The sequence below is a fragment of the Flavobacterium sp. FlaQc-49 genome (genome assembly GCF_044005985.1).
GTDB lineage: Bacteria > Bacteroidota > Bacteroidia > Flavobacteriales > Flavobacteriaceae > Flavobacterium > Flavobacterium cupriresistens.
On sequence record NZ_JBIPCS010000003.1, the window covers coordinates 135,972 to 160,414 of the forward strand.

At 33.6% G+C, this 24,443-nt stretch carries 15 protein-coding genes; 11 read left to right on the forward strand and 4 right to left on the reverse strand.

Features of this window, described 5'->3' with window-relative positions:
- Positions 1 to 50 precede the first annotated feature (50 nt).
- The gene (murF, locus tag ACHRV3_RS06955) at positions 51 to 1,334 is read left to right on the forward strand and encodes a UDP-N-acetylmuramoyl-tripeptide--D-alanyl-D-alanine ligase (RefSeq protein WP_395433772.1); all 1,284 of its coding nucleotides are present in this window, start codon (positions 51 to 53) and stop codon (positions 1,332 to 1,334) included.
- Positions 1,335 to 1,498: 164 nt separating this feature from the next.
- Here murF and ACHRV3_RS06960 read toward each other — a convergent pair whose 3' ends face one another.
- The 3 genes from ACHRV3_RS06960 to ACHRV3_RS06970 form a co-directional block, all read right to left on the reverse strand.
- On the reverse strand, positions 1,499 to 3,160 hold the full coding sequence (locus ACHRV3_RS06960) for a S8 family serine peptidase (RefSeq protein ID WP_053004167.1): 1,662 nt from the start codon (positions 3,158 to 3,160) through the stop codon (positions 1,499 to 1,501).
- A gap of 54 nt (positions 3,161 to 3,214) precedes the next feature.
- Positions 3,215 to 3,385 carry a ComC/BlpC family leader-containing pheromone/bacteriocin gene (locus ACHRV3_RS06965; protein WP_165579336.1) on the reverse strand — a complete coding sequence of 57 codons (171 nt, stop codon included), beginning with the start codon at positions 3,383 to 3,385 and terminating at the stop codon, positions 3,215 to 3,217.
- A 100-nt stretch (positions 3,386 to 3,485) separates the two neighbouring features.
- Positions 3,486 to 5,189, reverse strand: coding sequence for a helix-turn-helix domain-containing protein (locus tag ACHRV3_RS06970; RefSeq protein ID WP_047772972.1), 1,704 nt, complete (start codon positions 5,187 to 5,189; stop codon positions 3,486 to 3,488).
- Between the two features lie 492 nt (positions 5,190 to 5,681).
- Here ACHRV3_RS06970 and ACHRV3_RS06975 point away from each other — a divergent pair, with 492 nt between their 5' ends.
- The 5 genes from ACHRV3_RS06975 to ACHRV3_RS06995 all read left to right on the forward strand — a co-directional run bounded on the left by ACHRV3_RS06975 (position 5,682) and on the right by ACHRV3_RS06995 (position 10,295).
- Positions 5,682 to 5,852, forward strand: coding sequence for a hypothetical protein (locus ACHRV3_RS06975; protein WP_165579337.1), 171 nt, complete (start codon positions 5,682 to 5,684; stop codon positions 5,850 to 5,852).
- 102 nt (positions 5,853 to 5,954) lie between these two features.
- The gene (locus ACHRV3_RS06980; RefSeq protein ID WP_395433775.1) at positions 5,955 to 6,845 is read left to right on the forward strand and encodes a hypothetical protein; all 891 of its coding nucleotides are present in this window, start codon (positions 5,955 to 5,957) and stop codon (positions 6,843 to 6,845) included.
- The gene (locus tag ACHRV3_RS06985; RefSeq protein ID WP_395433776.1) at positions 6,845 to 7,474 is read left to right on the forward strand and encodes a hypothetical protein; all 630 of its coding nucleotides are present in this window, start codon (positions 6,845 to 6,847) and stop codon (positions 7,472 to 7,474) included. The genes ACHRV3_RS06980 and ACHRV3_RS06985 overlap by 1 nt, the downstream gene beginning before the upstream one ends.
- 7 nt (positions 7,475 to 7,481) lie before the next feature.
- Complete coding sequence (locus ACHRV3_RS06990) at positions 7,482 to 8,000, forward strand: redoxin domain-containing protein (RefSeq protein ID WP_082210570.1); 519 nt, start codon at positions 7,482 to 7,484, stop codon at positions 7,998 to 8,000.
- A 144-nt stretch (positions 8,001 to 8,144) separates the two neighbouring features.
- Positions 8,145 to 10,295 (forward strand): peptidase domain-containing ABC transporter, encoded by a 2,151-nt coding sequence (locus tag ACHRV3_RS06995; protein ID WP_395433777.1) that lies wholly within the window; start codon positions 8,145 to 8,147, stop codon positions 10,293 to 10,295.
- A 243-nt stretch (positions 10,296 to 10,538) separates the two neighbouring features.
- Here ACHRV3_RS06995 and ACHRV3_RS07000 read toward each other — a convergent pair whose 3' ends face one another.
- Positions 10,539 to 13,418 (reverse strand): triple tyrosine motif-containing protein, encoded by a 2,880-nt coding sequence (locus tag ACHRV3_RS07000; RefSeq protein WP_395433778.1) that lies wholly within the window; start codon positions 13,416 to 13,418, stop codon positions 10,539 to 10,541.
- 344 nt (positions 13,419 to 13,762) lie between these two features.
- Here ACHRV3_RS07000 and ACHRV3_RS07005 point away from each other — a divergent pair, with 344 nt between their 5' ends.
- From ACHRV3_RS07005 to ACHRV3_RS07025, 5 genes are all read left to right on the forward strand, one after another.
- A complete protein-coding gene (locus tag ACHRV3_RS07005; RefSeq protein WP_047772983.1) occupies positions 13,763 to 16,930 on the forward strand; it encodes a TonB-dependent receptor in 3,168 nt (1,055 codons plus the stop codon).
- A 17-nt stretch (positions 16,931 to 16,947) separates the two neighbouring features.
- Complete coding sequence (locus ACHRV3_RS07010) at positions 16,948 to 18,489, forward strand: RagB/SusD family nutrient uptake outer membrane protein (RefSeq protein WP_047772984.1); 1,542 nt, start codon at positions 16,948 to 16,950, stop codon at positions 18,487 to 18,489.
- Between the two features lie 193 nt (positions 18,490 to 18,682).
- Positions 18,683 to 20,143, forward strand: a complete 1,461-nt coding sequence (locus tag ACHRV3_RS07015) for a glycoside hydrolase family 30 beta sandwich domain-containing protein (protein WP_395433780.1) — start codon at positions 18,683 to 18,685, stop codon at positions 20,141 to 20,143.
- 83 nt (positions 20,144 to 20,226) lie between these two features.
- A complete protein-coding gene (locus ACHRV3_RS07020) occupies positions 20,227 to 22,491 on the forward strand; it encodes a glycoside hydrolase family 3 N-terminal domain-containing protein (RefSeq protein WP_395433781.1) in 2,265 nt (754 codons plus the stop codon).
- Positions 22,492 to 22,580: 89 nt separating this feature from the next.
- A complete protein-coding gene (locus ACHRV3_RS07025; protein WP_395433782.1) occupies positions 22,581 to 24,338 on the forward strand; it encodes a cellulase family glycosylhydrolase in 1,758 nt (585 codons plus the stop codon).
- Positions 24,339 to 24,443: the final 105 nt, after the last annotated feature.

Consider the following 24,443-nt stretch of genomic DNA (forward strand, 5'->3'; position numbering starts at 1 on the left):
GAATTTTTTTATGTTTTTTTTCTATTTTTATGACCCTTAAAATTTTATATATGAATATTCAGGACATTCATAATTTGTTTTTACAATGTAAATCTGTTTCAATTGATACAAGAAAAATTGAAGCAAATTCTATGTTTTTTGCCATCAAAGGAGAGAATTTTGATGCCAATACGTTTACGCAACAGGCTCTTGATTTAGGGGCTTTGTTTGTTGTTATTGACAATGCTTCTTATTTTATTGATGAAAGAACAATACTGGTTGAGAATAGCTTGGAAACCTTGCAGGAATTAGCGAAATTTCACCGTACTTATTTGGGTTTGCCTGTTATTGCTTTAACAGGTAGTAATGGTAAAACGACCACAAAAGAGCTTATAAATGTAGTTTTGTCTAAAAAATTCAAAACAAAAGCGACAATCGGAAATCTGAATAATCATATTGGGGTTCCGTTAACGATTTTGTCCTTTACAAAGGAAACAGAACTCGGGATTGTCGAAATGGGAGCTAATCATAAAAAGGAAATTGCCTTTTTGTGTGAAATCGCACAACCGGATTATGGCTACATAACCAATTTTGGGAAAGCGCATTTAGAAGGTTTCGGTGGAGTTGAAGGCGTGATACAAGGTAAAAGTGAGATGTATGAATATCTCGTTAAGAATAAAAAAACAGCTTTTATAAATCTGGAAGACCCTATTCAGGTCGATAAGTCTAAAGCCATTCAATCGTTTACTTTTGGTCTTAACAAAGAACAGGCTGACATTAAAATCAGGAGTGTAGAGGCGAATCCTTTTGTAGCGATTCGTTATGACGGATTTGCTGTCCAATCGAATTTGATTGGACTGTATAATGCTAATAATATCAATGCTGCAGTGGCGATCGGTATTTATTTTAAAGTGGCTGATAGTGATATAAAATCGGCTATCGAAGCCTATACACCTGACAATAACAGATCGCAACTATTAAAAAAAGGATCCAATCAGATTATATTAGATGCTTACAATGCGAATCCAAGTAGTATGGCCGTTGCAATTGCCAATTTCATACAACTGGACAATCAGAACAAAATAATGATTTTGGGAGATATGTTTGAGCTTGGAAACGAAAGTGAGCAAGAACATAAAATTATTGTGGATGCTGTGGTCGGTCAAGATCAATCTGTCTGTTATTTGATCGGAAAAGCTTTTTATCTGCATAAAATTTCAAATGAGAAGGTTCGTTTTTTTGAAACCTTTGATGCTTTTGCAGACTTTTTAAAATCGGTTAAACTGGAAGATCACACTATTTTGATCAAAGGCTCCAGAGGAATGGCATTGGAGCGTACTTTGGATTATATTTAAATAAATAAAAGAGAATGCCATCAGTTAATGATGGCATTCTCTTTTATTACTTAACCCGATTAGTAATTTGGTATAAAATATTGAACAAAGAGCAAAATTAATAGTTTACAAGCTTGTTTCTTTATTGTTAATCCACCTTTCGCTTGGTAGTAATTCGATATTTTTTATTTAGTTTTTTTGCTCATTTTGTCAGCAAGCTGTATGGCATTATAAGCATTTACAACTCCACCCGACTTTGAAAGTTCATTAAAAGATCTTAGCGTTTCTTCATTTTCGCCTGGCACCAATACTTTTAAATCGTACTGTACGGCAGAATCCAATAAAATCTGTTTGACTTGAATGGCAGTTAATTTAGGATAATAAGAGCGAACTAAAGCTGCTACCCCGCTTGTAATGGGACTTGCCATTGAGGTTCCGTCTCGATAGGAATAGCCAGTATTAGCATCGGTCGTTTTTAGAAAAAAACCGGGAGCAAAAAGATCTACTGTTTTTTTTCCATAATTTGAAAAACTTGCCACGAATTTTTTATCACCGTTAAAAGTAATACCTCCAACTTTAATGAAATTTTGGCAAAATTCTTTTCCTGTATTTTCATCGTAATCAATAGGATAAAAAGGTTTTAGATCATTATCACTGGCGTCATTTCCTGAACCGGCAATTAGTAATACATCATTTTTTTGGGCGTATAAAAAAGCATTTTTAATCCACTTAGGATTTGCACTAAATGTTTTGCCAAAACTCATATTAATAATTTTAGCGCCATTGTCAACAGCATATTTTATGGCTAGTGCAATATCCTTATCATTTTCATATCCTCCTGTTGGTACCGCTAATATGGGCATGATTTTGATTTGATCGCTAAAGCCCCCTATTCCGATATTATTTGATCTGGTTGCTCCTAAAATTCCACTTACAATAGTCCCATGATAGGTTAATTTTGCATTTTTTGAAACATTATTATTACCATAACTATTGTCGTTTAAATCTAACTCATTGTCTCCAATTATAGCCCTGTCATAATACTGAGGGTTATAAGTGGTTCTGTATTTCTCAACCACTTTTAAACTATCGCTTTTTAGAACTTCATAGGATAATCCTAAACGAAGAAAATTTCTCATAGACAACAAACTTGGTACCAGTTGCGGGTTCTCTTTTCTGTTTGTTTTATATATACTATCAACTTGAGGATAGGTGAATGTACTCTTGCCAAAGAATTCTGTTAACTTTTTTGAGCTTTCTCTAAATTCTATTAAATTTAGGGAAGCATATTTTTTCAAAGTATCAATTTGTGCCAAATCTTCCTTGTAAAAATTTGTTGCTTTTATATAGAGTAGTGAATCTTTTTTGTTTCTTTTAAAATTATTAAACGAACCATATCTCTTTTTTAGCATCTTCAATACTCTTGTTGGTTCTGTATTAGCATATGAAATACTTTTCCCATTTTTATTGCCTAAAAAATTCCAGCCGTTAACATCATCTATATATCCATTTTTGTCATCATCAATTCCATTATTTGGAATCTCATTTTTATTAATCCAAATAGCAGATTTCAAATCTTCATGATTGATATCTATATCCGTATCTATTACTGCTACGATAACTTCTTTTCCTGTTCTACCCTTGATTAGCTCCTCATAGGTTCTAATAAGACTTGTCCCTGCTAACGTATCTTTTTCTATGTCGAGATTATGCCAGCAATCTCTAACCTTAATAGGTAAGGCGTTTTTATAAATAACACTAGGAGCTATTATAAACCTGCTTTCTTGTTGTGAAAAAACATTAGAAGATATTAATAAAAAATAAAAGATAAAAAGATAATTATTCATAAATAGCTTTATAATTGCGTTTGAAAAATAGGTTCTCCTTAGGAGAACCATTGTTTAAGATTCTGGACGGTCATCACGGCCACCTCCTCCATTTGTTGGTCTTTTTATTGGATCAATTGGTCCACCTCCACCCTCATTGTTTTCTGAATTACCTCCAATAATAGATTTTAGATTTTCTAGTTTGAACTCTTCAAACGAAGATAAATTGTTTGTTACTTTTCTCATTATTATTATTATTATTATTAAATTTAAGCAAATCTATAAGTTCAAAACAATTAATCAAAAAACTTGTTTTATCAATTCAGGAATTGATAGAATGTTTTCTTTAATTGTTGTTGATTTTGAGCTGTTTAATAAAGTTGGAAGGCTTCATTTTTGTATAGGTTGTAAAAGCTCTTGTGAAAGTTTGAACACTGTTATAACCGCATATTTCAGATAGAGCCTGTATTGTGTACTCTAAAGTTTTTTTGTCATTTTCTAATTTATCAAGGATGTACTCTATTCTTAAATTGTTAATATACCTCGTAAAAGGAATCTCTTTTATTGAATTAATAACTTGAGATAAATATTTAGAATTTGTTTTGAACTCAGATGCAAGTATTTCAATTGTGTATTCTTTTTCTATATATTTTAGTTCTAATTCAAATTTTTGAAGACAATCTAATATATAAGCGATCATACTTTCATCCATATTTGTTATTGATGCTTTTTTAGTAACAGGTAGTAAGGACTCTTTGTTAATAATCATTTGTTGTTCCCTATCTCTTCTATAGGATTCAAACAATTGCTTTTGTTTTTCAACTTCTTTTTTCCTTTTTTTATTATTTAGATATAAGAGAATAAAAAGCATCATAATTCCTGAAAACAAGAATAATATTATAGTTTGTAAGGAAAACTTTTCTTTATTTAAAGACGAAATCATCTTTTGCTTAAGAGATATTACTTCAATAATATCATATTTCTTTGCAATTGTGGAAGTAATATATTTATAATCATCATCCAACAGTTTATCTGCTTTTATAAATTGATCGGAATAATAAATAACTTTCTTATAATTGTTTTTACCCTTGTAGTATGCAATAATTTCTTTATATGCAGGAATAGTAAGTAATGAAATGTCATTTTTTACTTTAAATATTGAATCTACTTTTTTATAAAATAGTACGGCATCATTACTTTGATTCAGTTTTGTGTAAGACTCTCCTATATAAAAACAATTTTCAGCATAATTAGAAAAATCATTATTTTTTTCAAAAGTTCTTAAAGCAATTTTTAAATCTAGTATGGCAGTATTGTATTTTTTTCGTTGCAAATAATTTTTCCCCCTATTTGAAATAAAATAAGGCAAATAAAAATTTCCAAAATCATAATCCCGACAAGCATTAATACCTTTTTTTGTGAGATTTTCAGACTCATCAGTTTTGCCTATTCTATTATATAGTTCTGCAAGTCCTAAAACATATCTTAAATAATTATCCTCTTTATTCTGATAGGCCTTCTCCACACATTTTTGATATATAGGAATTGCTTCGCTATAATGACCCTGTGTTTTCTTTATAAGACCGATTGAATAATTCATATCATTAACTAGCTTCGGAGAAAGATTAGCAGTATCCTTTATAGCAATTAAAAAGCAATTTAAAGATTCTTTTAATCTTTTCTTATTATAGAAAATGTAGCCTCTTGTTGAATAAAGATAGGGAAGTGCTTTGGGATATTTTTTGTTAGCTAAAGCTATGGAAGTGTCAGAATACTTAATTGATTGATCGAAATCTTCAAAAATTTCTGCAAGTAAATCATAACCATAAATAGTCTCTCTTGTATTTTTTTCGCTTTTTGCTTTTAATAAATATGATTTAGCATAAATATAATTACGGGTAAAACGGCTATTAGGATCGGTATAAATTTTTTCTCTAAAAGTATCGTAACTGGTTTTTTTTAAGGAATCAGGTATCTGTGTTAAATTTTGAGCTATAATAATATTGTATAAAAGTAAATGAATAACCAGGAACAATTTTTTGTTGCACATATAACTACATTTTTTTTGAATCGTAAATGTACTTATTTAAATAATCGTCTCATTTATAATATTTAGAACTATAAAGTGTTTCTTTTTAATGTAATAAAAATAATTAATCTTCTGTAAATCAGTGTATTTGTATAGGTGAGATAGGTCAATTCCTAAATTGAAACTACCAATTCCTGAATTGATATATACAAAATTTGTGCAACTCAAAACCACATTCTACATTTGCTACAACAAAATAAACAAGAAGTAATACAACTTCTCTTTTATTTCGAATGTCTCTTTTCGAACCGAGAATAAAATCAATTAAAATTAGTATTTAATACTTTAGTACTTTGTTAAAAAGGCCAATTGCGAAGGAACAATTTTTTAAATAAATCGCTTGCAAGCAAAAAACAGGTTACTTTTTTGAAGTGTTGGTTAAGTAGCCATGTTTAGAACCAACCAACCAAAAAAAGCAAGATAAAATCATTATTAATTATTAAAATTACGATTATGAAAAAATTACAGTTAAATCAAATGGAAACTTTAGAGGGCGGAAAATTTTGGGGTGAAGGAGGATGGCACAGTGTAGGAGGTTGTAGTGAAGGATTCCAAACAATATCTAATTCACATTACATATTTTGGATGGTTGTTGAAGTTGAATACAATATAGTTGCGTGTTAAGATAAAAGTTTCAATAGGGGTGCCAAAAATCAATTGGCATCCTTTCTTACATTCTTAAATATCAACTTTTGCATTTTTTTTAGTTTTAATACAATCCCTTAAATGAAAAAATACATTTTTTATTTCTTGCTCTATTTCAGTCTACATAATGTACATGCTCAAAGAGTTTATATTTTTGACAGAGACAGTAGTAAACCTATCTCTTTTGCCAATATAAATTATTTTAAAGCTGACAATATTATTAATTCTAATTATTCAAATGAAAGTGGACTTATTGATATAAAAGATACTAATTCATTCGATCGTATTGAAGTATCGTGTATTGGTTATGAAAATAAATCAATAAGTATGGAATCAATAAAAGACACCATTTATTTAACAAAAAAGATAATTAGTCTTGACGAAGTTGTGATACCTAAGAAAAAGGATGTTCTATTATATGGATATTCAAAATTCAAAAAGAAAATCGGCATTTCTGGAGCAAAGGGAATGCAAGTGTGCGCCTTTGTTGAAAATCCCAGCGAGAAAGAAAAATTTATAAAATCATTTTTGTTTAAAATTAAACGAAGTGAAAAATATAAAACAGCAATAAGAATTCATTTTTATAAAAAGGCAACGGATAAAATATATCCCGGAGAAGAAATACTTACAGAAAACATTATAAAGTATCTCAATGGAAAGACCAAAGGAATTGTTGAAGTCGACATTTCAATGTATGGGATAGAATTGCCTGCAGAGGGCGCTTTTGTAGGAGTCGAGTGGTTGGGTATTCTTGATGAAAAAACCGGAGAATTTATTGAAAACAAAGAAAATTGGAGTGACACAAGTATAGAATACAACGATGCAATAAACGAGCCTTTAACTTTTATAAAAAGCCGACTGAAAAAAAACACCTGGAGTAATACAGAAAATTTAAAAAAGGATTTTGAGAGCTTTGACAAATTTAAAAACTATCCAAACGCGTCCTTCGGGATCGAAGTATTTAATGATTAATGAGAAATCCAATTATACTTTTTGTTGTTTTATGCATAGCTGCTATCCTGTTTACAACATTTCATCAAAATATCCTTGACTTAAAGGCTTTGGAAATTCAATCACTTTCAAAATCTATATCTCAAAAACAGATAGACAAATTTATTACTTCTTCTCAGTCAAAAGAGTATTTAAATTATATTTTCGTTCCAATCAATATCATTACAAAAGTTACTATAATTGCTTTGTTCTTGTTTTTTGGCTGTTTTTTGGTTGATTTAAAAGTTAAATTTAAGCAGATATTAACTTTTTGTATCAAAGCAGAATTTATATTTCTGTTGCCGGTTTTATATGAAATTATTTATTTTAAGTTCATTCAAACTAATCATACTTATTCAGACATTCAAAACTTTTCTTCACTATCAGTTTTAAATGCAATTGGTTATAAAAATGTAGAGAATTGGTTTTTCTATCCCTTGCAGACACTTAATCTGTTTGAATTGATCTACTGGTTGGTTCTTGCCTGTTATATTGGTAAAATCACTGAAACTAATAGTAAACGAGGATTACTAATTGTAGCGTCTAGCTATGGTAGTGCATTGCTACTCTGGGTAACTGTAACGATGTTTCTTACTTTAAATTATTCATAAAAACATTATGAGAAAATATTCGAAAATTATACTCCTTCTTTTACTTGTAAGTTTTCTTTCATTTATGGTTTATAATATAATTTCCAAAATCAACCACAAAAAGGAATTAGCAGAACATATTAAAACCATTCCGGCTTTTAATTATCAAGATTTAAACGGTGTTGCATTTACTAATAAAAATTTAAAAACAGATATTGCTGTACTCTTTGTTTATTTTAACAGCGACTGCGAATTTTGCAACGAAGAGGCTCAAATGATTCAAGAAAACATTGAAAAGTTGAGTTTAATTCAAGTTGTTTTTGTCTCATTCGAACAAGTAAAACAAATAAAATCTTTTGCTCAAAAACACAGTCTTTTAAACCATGACAACATTCATTTTGTATCTGACACTAATGTTACTTTCGCTACTAGCTTTGACGTAAAATCTTTGCCCTGCTTAGTTTTATATAATAAAAACCAACAACTTATTGAGAAGATAAAAGGACAAACTCAAGTAGCGACAATACTAAAGAAATTGACCCCTTAGCCTAAACAGGAATAACGCAAACTTGGAAAGGAAAGAAATATAGGCAATTGAAATGAACCAATTTTAATTACAATAAAAGATATTAACTTAAAATACCCCTGTATTGAGACCTTCTTCGTTTGAGAGGCCTCGAGGGAGAGGATTATGAATCAAAAACACATTAAGAAAACCCACACGCTACAGCTGGATCAGTCTGATTGTGGTGTAGCTTGTTTACTATCTGTTATAAAATTATATGGCGGTTTACAATCTATAGATAAACTCCGTGAGTTGAGCGGTACCAACAAACAAGGTACTACACTGCTTGGTTTATATCAAGGAGCGAACCAATTAGGTTTCGACGCCGAAGGTTGTCAAGCTGATGTACAAGCACTAATTGACCACAAAGAGCCAGTTATTCTTCATGTTTTAATGGAAGAGAAACAACAACATTATGTGGTTTGCTATCAGTATGATATTCAAAAAGGCTTTCTGATTGGTGATCCAGGTCGAGGGATTTACTATTTATCTGTTGCTGCATTAGATAAAATTTGGGTTTCTAAAAGTTGTCTAACCTTGAAACCCAATGAAAATTTCATCAAAGAAGCCCAACTTAAAAATGCCAGGCAAAAGTGGTTTGTGAACTTACTGGAGTCGGATTATAAAGCGCTATTTATCAGTGTTATACTTGGTGTTTTTGTGGCGGGCTTAGGAATGGTAATGTCATTGTTTTCTCAAAAATTAATTGATAATATTTTACCTTCACATAATATCAACAAACTAATCTCCGCAATTGTTTTATTGACTATATTACTTTTGGCTAGGGTTGGACTTTCAGTTTTACGGGAATTTTTTTTATTGCAACAATCTAAAGACTTCAACAACCGCATTAATAATCAGTTTTATTCTTCTTTACTCAGTCTTCCTAAATCCTTTTTTGATACTCGAAAAATAGGAGAATTGGTAGCCCGACTAAATGATGCACAAAGGGTACAAAGAGTAATCAAAATGCTGGCCAGCAGCTTAGTTATTGATGTTTTAGTTGTTCTAATTTCATTAGTTTTCTTATTTGGATATTCCTGGGAACTAGGTTTAATTTCTCTTTTAATACTACCTATTTACTTTTGTATTATTTACAGGATCAACAAAGTTATTATTGAATCCCAAAAAGGAGTAATGCAAAGTTATGCCATAAATGAAAGTAATTATATTAACACAATTCAAGGTATTTCAACCATAAAAAATGACAACAAGCAAGCCGTCTTTAGTAAAGCCAATGAATTAGTTTTCGGAAACCTCCAAGATAAATTATTCAACTTGGGGAAAATCAATATTAGTCTTTCGTGGCAATCTGGTTTAGCCAGTGTTTTCTTTTTGACAGGAGTATTAATTTACACTTCGATTCAGGTTTTTAACAAAGAAATTAAACTGGGAGAATTAATGGCCATATTAGGAATTGTAAGTTCTTTATTGCCGTCAATTACAAATTTGGCATTGATAGCAATACCAATAAACGAAGCAAAAATTGCGTTCAACCGAATGTTTGAATTTGCTTCTATGGAAAAGGAAAAAGAAGAAGGTGTCTCAATCGATGAAATTCAAACAATTTCCCTTAACAATCTTTCTTTTCGTTTTGCGGGACGGAGTGAATTATTTTCGAATGTAAATATAGTTTTAGAAAAAGGGAAGCTAACTGCCATTGTGGGAGAAAGTGGGGGTGGTAAAAGTACAATCGGTCAAATACTGCAACGTTTTTATAATTTTGAAAAAGGAGATATTATCATTAACAATCAATACCATTTGTCAGATATTAACTTGCAAAACTATCGAAGCCTGATAGGAGTAGTACCGCAAGAAATTAGTATTTTTAATGGAAATGTTATCGATAATATTTTACTGGGAACAACTGAAACCCCGGAAAATATAGTTTCTTTTCTAGCAGAGTATGGTTTTGAAGCTTATTTTAATCAATTACCACAAGGATTGTCAACTATTGTAGGCGAAGAAGGTATTAATTTATCAGGAGGGCAAAAGCAGATTATAGCTTTAGCCAGAGTATTGTATAAGAAACCGCAGTTTTTAATTCTTGATGAAGCTACTTCAGCAATGGATAGAAATACAGAAAATTTCTCGATGAATTTATTAGCAAAAATAAAACCCACTTGTGCTATTTTCTTTATATCGCATCGTTTGAACACATTGAAAAAAATAGCTGATGAAATTTATGTACTTGAAAACAAAACGGTTTTAGTTAAAGGAAGTCATAAAGAATTAATTGAAACTGCTAATTTTTATAGTGACTATTGGCGGGAATAAAAAAGGTCATACATTTAAATTTAATGAACACTGAAAATTGTGGCTTGGGTCGTGATCTTTAATTCTACATCGGTTTTTCTGTAATAAGATTTTGTAAATTCTCTAAAAATATAATAAGTACCTCTCCGTTAATTTCATTCTTATTTCATACAGCCATTAAGAACAGCTCTATGTTTGCCTTCCTAAAATGTGAAATTATTAAAATGAACCAACTAGTAGTCTTTATATTAAGCGAGCTCAGGTTTACACACTCATTAAAAAGCCAATCAGATTTTCTTTTTTATTCAGTTCCAATTTTTTTCTTAAACGGTATCGGGCGAGTTCTACTCCTCCCGTTGAGATGTTCATGATTTCGGCGATCTCTTTGGTGGACATATTCATTAATAAATAGGTAGATAAATCCAGTTCTCGTGGTGAAATGGTGGGGTACTTTTCTTTTAGTCTTTTCAAAAACTCAAAGTGTACATTTTTAATGTGCTTCTCCAGATCTTTCCAGCTTTTGTCGGTATTTACTTCTTTGACAATGCTTTTGTGTAATTTGTTGAATTCAAATTTTGTTGAATCGTCTAAAGTATTGGTGTCGATGTCTTTTATTTTTTGGATAATACCATTTAGAACTTTATTTTTCTTCACGACCTGAAGCGAATTGCTGACCAATTCCTTGTCTTTGGCAAGGATTTTTATTTGAAGTTTATCGCTTTTTAATCTTTCGATTTCTTTCTCTAACTCGTGTTGATCGTGTCTGATTTTGGATTCTTTTTCGAGATACAATCTTCTTTGTTCTATGGTTTCATAATACTTGTTTCTTCTAATCTTAAGTTTGATTCTGTTCGAAATGATATAAACTCCGGCAAGAATTAAAAAGAAGTAGGTTAGATAGGCTAAAAAGTGCCTGTACCAAGGCGGTGCTATTCTAAAATCAATCTGCGATACGTCAGATTCGATCCCGTAGCTGTTCTTTGCTTTGATCTGCATTTTATAATTTCCTTCTCTCAGATTGGTGTATTCTTTGACTGAAACGGTGGACCAACTGCGCCAGTTGTCTTCAAAGGGATCTAGTTTGTACGAATACGTTATATTTTCTTGATTTTCGTAAGTAGGAGAGGAGAAAGTAAATTTTACATGATTCGAGTTGTAAGGGATTCTAAGTTCTGTAATTGGTTTTTCGAGATTGCCGGTTATGATGGTGTCGGTTGAGGAAGAAAAGCTTTCAAAAAAGACTTTCGGTTTGGTTATGAATTTGTTTGAAATTTTAGAATCATAATGCGCTAACCCATCCGTTAAGCCAATAAAAATGTTGCCTGGGTCAATGGTGTTTATAGAGAGGTAATTGTTTACCAAATTGCCTGTCAGGTTTGAAAACAAGGCTTCTTTGCGTTGGTACTTGCCATTTGCTGTTTTTACTAAAACGCCCAGAGACTCCTTATAAGAATACCATAAATTATGATCGCGATCTTCTATTAAGGTGTTGATGGTTGGGATTCCATGAAACAATGCCGTTATTTTTTTGTCTTCAAAAAAACCTTCCTGTTCATTGCTATATCGATAAAAGTGATTTTTAGACTGAAAGTAGACCTTGTTGTGAATCGATTGTAAACTTCCAATTCCTTTATTGGAATTGGAAACGTTAGAGTGTTTTTTTATGTAATCGAATCTTTTTAAATCTTCAGACAGTTTCATTTGATAGAGGTAGGGATCTTTTTTTAGCCACAAAAAATTGTTGTCTAACTCCATTTCGAAAGTGTTAGTTGTCTCGTAAAATCCACCGATCTGATTCACGTAATGGATTTCATTATTGGTATTCTTAAATATAGAAAACCCATCGTAACTTTCTCCAATAATATAGCCCGGATGACTTGGAATTGTTTTAAAACCAAAGTACCCTCTTTTGTCTAAAGTTTTGGATACCCGATTTTGATCTATTACCAAAGCCCCGCTATTACTGGCGCACAGCAGAATATTGTTAATGACCTGAATGTTCCAGGCTTGAGCAATCGTTCCCTCAACCCGATTAAAGGGTTCGTCTTTAAAAGGAGCGGACCAGGAATGATAAAAAAGGCCCTGATTGGTTGCTACGTATAGATTTTTGTTGAAAATAACCGAAGCATAAACGGTACCTATATTATAACTGTAATCGAAAAAGGTAAAGGGTGAGTTTTGATTCACAAATGTGATTCCATTATCCAAACCCAACCACAGATTGTTTTTATTGTCTACATAAGAGGTTAGTACGGTGTTGTTTTGTAATCCTTTTTGTCTGTTTAAATGCTGGATTATTTTCCCGTTCAAATCACAGATTATAACACCGCTGAGAACGGAGTTCAAAACGATAAATTTGTTTTTTATAATAGATCCGCCTAACGAGGTATTTTTTTTGATAAAGGCATTGGCTTCTGTCTCCCAGGATTTGACGCTGTTATAGTCATAGACAAAAAGCCCTTTTTCCAGTGTTGCAAGAAGTATTTTGTTATTGGGCAGCGGAAACATGGCCCATATTTCTTTATCGTTTAAGTCTGTAGTACCTTTGAGAGCAATCAATTTATGGTTACGGTATTCTAAAATACCCAACTCCTTGTCTTGAAAATAGAGATGGTTATGTATAAGAAAAGAAAATTGAAACTTTTTGGGTGCATTTATAACTTTCAATTTGTTGTTTTTATAAAAAAACACTTTGGTGAAAGACTGAAATACAACCTCATCTTTATAGAGGTGTATGCGCCAGATTAAATTGATATTTTTGCTATCGTTTTTACTAATTAAGTGCGTTAATGAATAGTATTTTAGTTTACCTTTCTGATCACTTTTAAAAAAACCAAATTCATTATTTCCTCCAACATAAATTCTTCCTGACGGATCGATTTTTAAACTTCTGATTGCGGTATTATTTGGAAGCGCATATTTATTCCAGATAGAACCGTCAAATTGAATCAACCCACTATTGTTTGCAAAGTAGATATTACCATTTTTATCCTGATCAATATTCCAGTTTTGAGTACCTCCTTTATACTCGGAACGTTTATAATTTTTAATTGCCGGTAATCCGATGTTTTTTACTTGGGAAAAAAGGGCAAAAGGCAGGATGAAAAGAATGAAAATTGAAATATAGTGGTTTATGAATTTCATAATTTAAAAACGGTATTTTTAATAGTAATGTTTTATAATCTACTTTTTTTCTGATTATAGTAATTGTGATAGTGTCGTTTTTTGGATATTTTTTTAATAAAAGTGAAAATAATTCATTTAAAGTAAATGTAGTGTTTATTTTAGTTAGTTAACAATTCTATAACAATATAAAAAATATTTTAAAATGCTTAATATTAGTATTTTAAAAAATATTTGATGTGTTTTTGTAATATGGTAATTTATCTTTTGATGTGTTTTTGTAGGGAGTATAAAATGCAAATAGTAGAAATTTAACTTTATTATTGCATCAAATTACTAATTAATTAACCAAAATTTTTAGAAAAATGAAATTAACAAAATTACTTATTTTTTGTATTTCATCTTTATTGTTTTCAGTTATCGCAATGGCACAGGATGTGACGGTAAATGGAGTTATAAACGATGAAAGTGGGTTACCCGTCCCGGGGGCAACTATCTTACTTAAAGGCACTACTAAGGCAACTGCCTCTGATTTTGACGGTAAGTTTCAAATTAGTGTTCCTTCAAATGGTATTCTGACAATTAGTTTTGTAGGTTATATGACCGTACAGGAAACTGTAAACGGACGAAGTAAAATTGAAATTAGGTTAAAACCTGAATCTCAAAACTTAAATGAAGTTGTAGTAGTAGGATATGGTACACAAAAGAAAAGTGTAGTAACAGGTTCTATCTCCAGTGTCAAAGCAAAAGATTTGGAAAGTCTTCCTATAACAAGGGTAGAACAAGCCTTGCAAGGTAGAGTTTCGGGAGTTTCTATTGCTGCAAATGCAGGGCAACCGGGATCTGCTTCTACGATCCGTATACGTGGTTTTACTACTTTAAACAATAATGATCCTTTATGGGTAGTTGATGGTGTAATCGTTGATAATGGCGGAATAGGCTATTTAAACCAATCTGATATCGAATCTATTGAGGTATTGAAAGATGGTGCTTCGGGTGCTATTTACGGTTCTCGTGCTGCTGCAGGGGTTATTCTTGTAACAACTAAAAAAGGTAAAGCAGGCAGGATTTCGGTAAGTTATACGGGTTTTTCAGGAACTTCACAGGCGGCAAAAAAATTAGATTTATTAGATGCCAGTCAATATGTAACGATCATGAATGAAGCGCATATAAATGGTGGTAAACCGGCGTTATTTCCAACACGTACTGCACCGACTCCGGGGAATCCATTAGGATCTCCAATTGATTACGGAAAGGGAACGAACTGGCAGGATGTTATTTTTAATGATCATGCACAACGTTATTCTCATGAGTTAAGTTTTAGTGGTGGTAATGATGTTTCTACCTTTTATATGTCTTTTGGTTTAACCGATCAAGAGGGGATTATCACATCTGACATTTCAAATTATACCAGAAAAAACATTCGTTTAAACTCTAACCATAAATTGGGTAAGTATATTAAAATTGGTCAGACTTTAGGATATTCGAACGAAAAAACGGTAGGTATCGGTAATACAAATGATGAATTTGGAGGCCCTTTATCATCTGCGATCAATTTAGATCCGTTAACTCCGGTACTTGTTGCGCCGGGTCCTTTAACGGGAGCAGGTACTCCTTACGAAAATAAAAATGCGCTTAGAGATGCAAACGGAAATTACTATGGTATTTCTACAAATGTAACTCAGGAAACTTCAAACCCATTAGCGTACACGCAAACAAGACTGGGAAATAATGATTTCGCTGATAATTTTGTTGGAAATATTTTTATTGAAGCGGAAATTTTACCTGGTTTAAAATTTAAATCTACTGCAGGTGGAAAATTAGCGTATTACGGTTCAGATAACTTTACTCCGGTTTATTATTTAAATGGAGCTACCAAAAAAGATGTCAACGAATTGTTCCGATCGTACAAAAAATCGTTTAGCTGGAATTGGGAGAATACGTTGAACTATGATAAGAAAATTGGAAATCACCACTTCGGTATTTTATTGGGTAAAGGAACTTATGTAGATAATATTACATCCGGTAATGACATCACGTACAGAGGTGTTCCGGCAACAACGCATGCCGAAGCTTCCTTTAATGTTGATATTCCAATTAAAGATAAAATAGCCAATGCTTATAATGGACAAGCGATGGAACACCGAGTAGAGTCCTTGTTTTCCAGATTAAACTATGATTACAAAGAGAAATATATTTTTACTGGTATTCTTCGTCGTGACGGTTCTACACGTTTTGGACCCAACCATAAATATGGAACTTTCCCTTCTGTATCTTTAGGATGGGTGCCTTCAAAAGAAGGTTTCTGGAAAGATAATAATGTAGTAAATACGTTAAAAATAAGAGGGGGTTACGGGGTGACCGGTAACGATTCATCTCCTGATTTCTTATACATTTCTACGGTTGGAATTCAAAGAAATTATACTATTGGCGGGGAAATAGCGAATGGACAAAGTCCAAATGCAATTCCAAATCCTGATTTAAAATGGGAAGAAACCAAACAACTTAACATTGGTTTTGAGACTACACTTTTGCGTGATTTCAATTTGAGTGTAGATTTATTCAACAAAAAAACGGAAGGAATCTTAATGAAGGTGCCAATTCCCGGATATGTTGGAGCAACAGGTAACACCTATGCGAACTTAGCAGATATGGAAAATAGAGGTATCGACATTGAATTAGGATACCGCAAAAAATTCGGAGCATTAAATCTTTCTGTGAATGGAAACTTCTCTTACATCAAAAATGAGATTACCTATATTGATAAAGGAGTTAATTTCATTGTTGGAGATGAGACCGTACAATCGAGCTCTTATGAAATCAATAGAACACAAGTAGGTCATGCTTATAACTCCTTCTACGGATTTAAAACAAATGGTATTTTCCAAACTCAGGCAGAAGTTGATTCTTATAAAAATGCTGCCGGAAAAGTGATTCAACCTAATGCAAAACCGGGAGATTTCCGTTGGCAGGATTTAGACGGAGATGGTGTAATCGGAGCAAACGACAGAACTTTTTTAGGAACATCACTACCTAAATTCACTTATGGATTAACGATAAATTTAGATTACAAAGGATTCGATTTGTTAGTATTCGGTCAGGGTGCCGGTGGAAATATGATCTATCAGGGACTAAGAAGACTTGATATTGCAACTGCAAATTACCAAACAGACGTTTTAGGTCGTTGGACAGGACCGGGATCAACAAACAGTTACCCAAGAGTCACTACAACTGATAGCAATAAAAACTTTACTAACCCGTCTGACTTCAATTTAGAAAAAGGAGATTTCTTCAGATTCAAAACAATTCAATTGGGGTATTCATTTCCAAAAGAATGGATCGAAAGCATTTCATTGCAAAAGGTGAGATTGTATGTAACAGGAGAAAATCTATGGACAATTACAAAGTACACGGGTTACGATCCTGAAATCGGAGGCCCTACTACAGCCGGTATGAACAATGTACAAGGAGTAGACAGAGGGTATTATCCTCAGGCAAAATCGTACATGTTGGGAGTTAATTTGCAATTTTAATTAAAAAAGAAAATATTATGAAACTTATACGTTTTAAACAATCATTTATTGCTTTCGGAGTGCTACTTACACTCGGAGCTTGCGATACCGATGAAAAATTAGAAGTGAAAGGTGATGGTGTAGTGTATGAAGATAATTTTTACAGAAATGAAACCGAAGCCTATTCAGGTTTGGTTGCCGCTTATGATAAATTAGGAAAGTTCGCAGGAGCCATGGAAAATGCGCCGCTCTTATTCTTAAATTCTGCCTCTGATGATTTCTTTGCAGGAGGAGGTGGTTCAGACGATCAACCCGGACTTCAGGTTGCTTCTAACTACACTGTAAGTCCGGCAAATATTCCACCCGCAATTTGGGCAGATTATTACAAAGGGGTAGCAAGATGTAACATTATGTTGATCAAACTTCCGGGTATTCCAATGGACGCTGCCAAGAAAATAAGATTCGCAGCAGAAGTAAAAGCATTACGTGCTTACTATTATTTTGATCTGGTTAGAATGTTTAAAAACATTCCTTTGATATTGACACAACTAACTAAAGATGAAATTCCGTTAGTTATGCAAGCCAAACCGGAAGATGTATATCTACAAATCGAAAAAGATTTGAACGAAGCAATTCCAGATTTACCAATGACATTGCCTCCGGCTGAATTAGGAAGATTTACTAAGGGAGCAGCAACGGCACTTTTAGGGAAAGTATATTTATACGATAACAAAAAAACACAAGCCGCTGTTGAATTAGCGAAGGTTAACGGTACTCCGGGCGGAACAAGCAGCTACGGATATAAATTAATGCCTGCTTTTGCAGATTTATGGAACCACGCCAATAAATTTAATACAGAATCTATTTTTGAAATTACCTATACCGATAAATCGAATGCGGACTGGGGTAATTTTGAAAGAGGTGATGATGAAGGAAATGTTGCCGCTCAGTTAATGGGAATCAGAGATTATTCTAGAAAACCTAAAGGGATAGACGCACTTTTGCCGAATTATATTAACGGTTGGGGTTTCATGGTAGTGACACCTCAGTTGGTTGCTGTTTTGAAAGATGACCCTCGTTATGCTTCTACTATTTTTAATGCCGCTGCTGCAAGAGGTGTTGATAATGATGACGTAAATGGGCTTATAACATACAAAGACAGTTATCAGGAAACAGGCTATCATTTTATTAAGTATGCCGCTTTTAATGCAGATATCAAACCGGGTAATCCTTTCCTGAATTTTGGGATCAATACTTATATCATTCGTTTAGCAGATACTTATCTATTAGAAGCCGAAGCTTTAGGAGGAACAGGAGCAAGAGCTCAGGCACTTTTGGATGCGGTTAGATTAAGAGCGGGATTAACAGCTGTACCCGTTTCTATCCCTGCTATTTTAGCAGAAAGAAGATTAGAACTGGCAGGTGAAGGACATCGTTGGTTTGATTTAGTTAGAACGGGTGAAGCCGCTGCTAAATTGGCTTTCAAAGGATTTCAGGCGAATAAAAATGAAGCTTTCCCAATTCCTTATAGTGAATTCAATAACACTAAAATAGTTCAGAATACAGGATATCCACAATAATAGTACTGTTGAGAATTGATAGTAGAAACAGCTGTCTGACAGCTGTTTTTTCAAAGCAATCTCCTATAAGTTAGTTTAAGTTCGGTTGTTGAAATGGCCCATAATCGTTATGAGTATGGGCTATTTTTAAATCAAATGAGAGCTGATTTGGCGAATGAATTTTATAAAAGTCTTACCGATTAAAACATACTCAATGAAAAAAATGGGCTTTATTATTGCGTTTTTGTGTTTTTCTTTAACTGTTTTTCCACAGCAGAAAGATCAAAAAAAGCAACAGAAATTTACAACTACAAATAAAAAAATTACAGTTTATACCACGGCATCAAATACAGAATTAAGATTAACTCCTACAGCTAATTTAGATTTTACAGCATCAAAACAACCCGTAGAAACCGAGTTGTCTGTTTTTGTGGAACCTTCAAAACAATTTCAGCATTTTCTTGGAATTGGAGGGGCAATTACAGATGCCAGTGCCGAGATTTTTGCCAAATTATCAAAAGAAAAGCAAGCTGAATTTTTAAACGCTTACTACGATACTCAAAAAGGAATCGGATATTCATTGCTAAGAACAACTATTCAAAGTTCTGATTTTAGCAGCGGAAGTTATTCTTATATCGAAGAAGGAGATAAAGATTTAAAAACGTTTTCGATTGATCATGATCGCAAATACCGCATACCCATGATCAAAGAAGCCATCAAAACGGCTGGAGGAAAATTGATAACCTATGTAGCACCATGGTCGCCAAATGCTTTCATGAAAAGTAATAAAAATGTATTAAAAGGAGGGAAGTTATTACCCGAATATTTTCAGTCATGGGCTAATTTTTATGTGAAATTTATAAAGGAATACAACAAAGAAGGAATTCCAATTTGGGCAACTTCGGTTCAAAATGAGCCAATGGCAACCCAAACATGGGAATCTTGTTTGTATACCGCCGAGGAAGAAAGAGATTTCCTGAAGAATTTTCTTGGACCAACATTAAAAAAAGACGGATTAGGGGATGTAAAACTAATCGCCTGGGATCATAACCGTGATTTAATGGTACAAAGAGCAAATGTAATTTTCTCTGATCCCGAAGCCTCTAAATATGTTTGGGGAATGGGTTTTCACTGGTACGAAACCTGGACAGGAGCAAAACCGATGTTTGATAATGTAGCGAAAGTACACGAAGCTTATCCCGATAAAAAATTAATTTTTACAGAAGGTTGTGTAGAGAAATTTGACGCGACAAAATATCAATTCTGGCCAAATGCAGAAAAATACGGTTTGTCGATGATTAATGATTTTAACAACGGTACCGTGGGCTGGACAGACTGGAACATTCTTTTAGACCAGTTTGGAGGACCCAATCATGTAGGCAATTTTTGCTTCGCACCGATACATGCAGACACCACTACAGGAGAATTAATTTACACCCCTTCGTACTATTACATTGGACATTTTTCTAAATTTATTCGTCCAAATGCGGTTAGAGTGAGTACTTCGGTAAGTCGTAGTTACCTGTCAAGTACTTCTTTTTTGAATACGGACGGTAAAATGGCGACGGTAGTAATGAACAATACAGACAATGAGATTACCTACAACTTTATTATTGCAACCCAACAAGCAATTGTAAAGATTCCTGCACATGCTATACAAACGCTGGTGTATTAATATTTTGTAAGTTAGTTAGGGGCTAATTTGAATCATCCCTATTAGTCCCATTTTTTAATGAGATATTAATTTAATAAGATCAAATGAAAAATACAAAGTTTCTAGTAATTGCCTTCCTTTTTTGTGGAGCAACATGGAGTCAGGAAGTCAAAAAGACGAGAGCTGAAATAGATGCTAAAGTTTCTGAGTTATTGTCTAAAATGACCTTGGAAGAAAAAGTGGGTCAAATGACTCAAATTACGGTTACTGTTTTTGAAGATGTAAAAAAACCGGGATATTTTGATGCTGCCAAGTTAAAGCAAGGAATTCAGGAATACCACATCGGTTCTATTTTGAATGTGCCAAATCCCGGAGCGCCAACACTACAAAGATGGCAGGAAACGATGACGGCTATTACAAATGAAGCCAATAAATCAAGACTTAAAATTCCAATATTGTATGGTATTGATGCCATCCACGGAGCAAGTTATACGGCCGGAGCTACCTTATTTCCACAACAAATTGGTTTGGCAGCCACTTTTAATACCGATTTAGTGCAACGCGGTGCTGAGATTTCGGCTTACGAAACCAGAGCCTCTTCAATTCCGTGGGTTTTTTCTCCCGATTTAGATTTCCCACGAAATCCGGCCTGGTCCAGAATGTGGGAGTCATTTGGAGAAGATGCCTATTTATCTTCCAAAATGGCTGTGGCTTTGGTAAATGGTTTTGAAAGAAACAATGTAGGTTCTAAATACAGTGTTGCATCCTGCATGAAACACTACATTGGTTACGGAAGTACCACAACCGGAAAAGACCGTACACCAAGTATTATTCCCGAACGTATTTTAAGACAATACGACCTAACAATCTATGAGGCTGCTATAAAAGCCGGAGCAAAAAGTGTGATGGTAAGTTCCGGAGAAATCAACGGAACTCCGGTGCATTCAAGCAAACATTTAATCACAGATATTCTTAAAAACGAACTGGGTTTTGAAGGTGTTGTAGTGACAGATTGGAAAGATATTATCTATCTCAATACAAGACATAAAGTAGCAGAAACAAAAAGAGACGCCGTTCGTATAGCTGTTATGGCCGGAATAGATATGAGCATGGTACCCGAAGAATTTACCTTTTATACGGATTTGGTTGATTTAGTTAAAAAAGGAGAGGTACCAATGTCTCGTATCGACGATGCGGTAACGAGAATTTTAAGAATGAAATTCGAATTGAATCTGTTTCAAAATACAGTAGCAAATCTAAAAGAGTATCCAAAATTTGGTTCTGCCGAACACATTGAGGAAGCCTATAAAACAGCAGCCGAATCGATTACTTTATTAAAAAACAACAACGCGGTTTTACCATTAAATAAAAACGAAAAAATCCTTGTAACAGGAGCAACTGCCAACAGCATGAAAAACCTGAATGGAGGCTGGTCTTATAACTGGCAAGGAGAAAATGCAGATACCTACGCAGCCGAAAAATTAACCATCTTAGAAGCTTTTCAAGCCAAACTGGGGAAAGAAAATGTGTTGTACACCGCTGGTGCGGATATTGAAAAAGAAGACGATGGCGAAATTCAAAAAGCAGTAGAGTTGGCGAAAAGTGCTTCAAAAATTGTCTTGTGTCTTGGAGAGAAAAATTACACCGAAACTCCCGGAGACATCAGCAATATCTTTATGAGTAAGTCTCAGATAAAATTAGCCTTGGCATTAGCAAAAGTAAACAAACCCATTATTTTAGTTTTAAATGAAGGTCGACCACGATTAATCAGTGATTTTGAAGATAAAATGAGCGCCGTGATACAATGTTATTTACCCGGAAATGAAGGAGGAAGAGCGTTAGTCGATATTTTATACGGAGAGGTAAATCCAAGTGGAAGACTACCTTACAATTACCCGAAATACCCGAATTCATTAGAAAAATACAACCGAAAATACACCGAGAGCTTAGCCGACGAAGAGCAAAATAACGATGCTAAATACGAGAAAAGCTATTCCCCGCAATTCGAATTTGGAACCGGATTATCCTATACCACTTTTACCTATTCAAATTTAAAAATTGACAAAACAGAAATTAACAATACAGAGGAAGTAAATGTTTCTGCCGAGGTAACGAATACAGGTAAAAGAGCCGGAAAAGAAGCCGTTTTGCTCTATCTGTCTGATAATTTTGCTTCGATAACACCAGAAGTCAAAGCACTAAAAAGATTTGAGAAAATTAGCCTGGAGCCAAACGAAACCAAAACAGTAAAGTTTACTTTAAATCAAAAAGACTTGCAATTTGTAAATGAAGACCTGAAATGGATTTCCGAGAAAGGAACGTTCACAATTCAAATCTCAAATCTAAAAAAGGATTTTCTACTTAAATAACCAAAAAGGACCTAAACCTGCAAAGTTTCCCAAACCTTGTAGGTTTAATTTCAAAACCAGTCAAATGCAGTTTTTTTTAACGATATAATATGAAAAAAATAATTTTACTACTACAATTATTGCTTTCCGTCACTTCATTCGCACAAGGATTTTTACACCGGGACGGACAGAAAATTGTTGACGGCAGCGGAAAAAATATACTATTACGTGGACTAGGGACCGGAGGCTGGATGGTGCAGGAAGGGTATATGTTACAAACGCAGCCCTTTGCCAGTCCGCAATATGTTATTAAACAGAAAATTCAGGATGTAATTGGCGAAGAGGGAACAAAGGAATTTTATGCCGCCTATAAAGCAAACGGAATTACAAAAAGAGACGTTGATTCGTTAGCAGCCTGGGGATTTAATTCTATTCGTTTGCCCATGCACTATAATTTATATACACCACCAATTGAAGCTGAGAAAAATGGTGAAATTACCTGGATTGAAGAAGGTTTTACCATGACCGACAACTTACTGAAATGGTGTGCCGAAAACAAAATGTACCTTATTTTAGACTTGCATGCAGCTCCGGGCGGACAAGGAAATGATGCCGCCATCTCGGACTATGACACTACCAAACCATCTTTATGGCAAAGCGAAGCAAATCAGAAAAAAATGATTGCTTTATGGAAAAAGTTAGCCGCCCGCTACAGAGACAATGTATGGATCGGGGCTTATGATATTATCAATGAACCCAACTGGAATTTCACAGGAACCAATAAAAACGGTTGTGATGAAAACGGAAACGGACCATTGAGAGATTTAATGGTAGCCGTTACTAAAGCGATTCGTGAAGTAGATACAAACCATTTAATTTTCATTGAAGGAAATTGCTGGGGGAATAACTACAACGGAATTTTTCCTTTATGGGACGAAAACATGGCGTTGAGCTTTCATAAATATTGGAATTACAACACCACAGAATCGATTCAGAAAATGCTAAACTACCGAACACAATACAATGTTCCGATTTGGTTGGGTGAAAGTGGTGAAAATTCAAATGTATGGTTCAAAGATGTCCTTACATTGATGGAAGGAAATAATATTGGATGGGCTTTTTGGCCAATGAAAAAAATCGAAAATATTGCCGGAGTAACTTCAGTAACCAAGATTCCGGAGTACGATGTTTTATTAAAATACTGGAAAGACGGAGGCGAAAAACCGTCGGCCGATTTTGCGAAAAAAACGTTGATGAAAATAGCAGATAATTACAAAATGGAGAGCTTAACGGTGAAGCCGGATGTAATTGATGCCATGTTCAGACAGGTACAAACCAACGCTACAAAGCCTTACAAAAAAAACGCAATTCCGGGCAAGATTGCGGCAACACATTACGACTTAGGAACCACAGGGTTTGCATATTACGATAAAGATTTTGTAAATTACAGAATTGAAACAGGGAAATTTGACGAATGGAACAAAGGAAATACCATGCGAAATGATGGTGTTGACATTCTGCCTTGCAACGATTCAGGTTCAAATGGTTATCAGGTTTCGTTTATAGAAAACGACGAATGGTTGCAGTATACAGTCGAAGTTGCAAAACAAAACAGTTATAAGGTTTCGATTCGCTATTCATCTGAAAATGAAGAAGGAAAGCTTCATTTGGAAATGGATAACGGAAAGAAAACAGAAAGTATTTCACTTCCTTCAACGGGAGGAAACAACAATTGGAAAACAATTGTTTTGTCTGATGTGGATTTGAATAAAGGAACCAATAAAATCAAAGTAGTTTTTGACAAAGGAAATTTCAATTTGAATTATTTAGAGTTTGCCGCCAGCAGAAAAAAAGCGCTCAAAAAGTAACTAAAAAGGGATGTGAAATTTATAATTGACATTTATTTTTTAATTATTTTTTTTCCTCAAAGCACTTACAAAGACAAGTTTTGAGAAATTAGATTTTTAATAGGG